Annotated in this window: 1 protein-coding gene; it reads left to right on the plus strand. The window is 44.4% G+C overall.

The annotated features are described in order from the left end of the window. The coding region (locus tag N1032_RS27395; RefSeq protein WP_259543868.1) for a hypothetical protein at positions 1–449 on the plus strand (449 nt) is incomplete at its 5' end. Between the last annotated feature and the right edge of the window lie 92 nt (positions 450–541).

The raw sequence follows: 541 nt of genomic DNA on the forward strand, positions 1-541 counted from the left end.
TGACAGGTACTGGTTATGGTATGGGTAGCTTCGGTTGGACAACTGATAAAGCAACTGGCAAACCAATGATGGTTCAAGGCACACTTAAAGATGTCGCACTTGCTACTAATAACTTTGGTGGTAAGGGTGTATTCGATAAGAAATGGAATTCACCTGACATCAACACCAACAACATGCTTGGTAATGCATTGAGTGGTGCTAACTTCGGTAATGCTGGTAACTCAATGGATGATGATAGTGAAGGGTTCGATTGGTTAAGTTCCTCACAAGTTAAGTTCCTTAAAGCTGGTGGTAAGAAAGCTACAGCTCAATTACTTGACCTTGGTGAAGATGATTTATCGATTGATGAAGCTCCTGCTATTGGCATCAAACAACTTTACACTCCACAGAACTCTAACCGGTTAGGTGGTAGTATTTCTAATGCAGCTCAGCAAGCGCTGGGCTATTAAGGAGGTATGATGGCAATTACTGACACAATGCCACAGAATGCCCTACAGGGGGCCTCAGGCGCTCCAGACGCCTCTCAAATGGCTCAGACGAC

The organism is Herbiconiux daphne (assembly GCF_024979295.1).
GTDB classification, from domain to species: Bacteria; Actinomycetota; Actinomycetes; order Actinomycetales; family Microbacteriaceae; genus Herbiconiux; species Herbiconiux daphnes.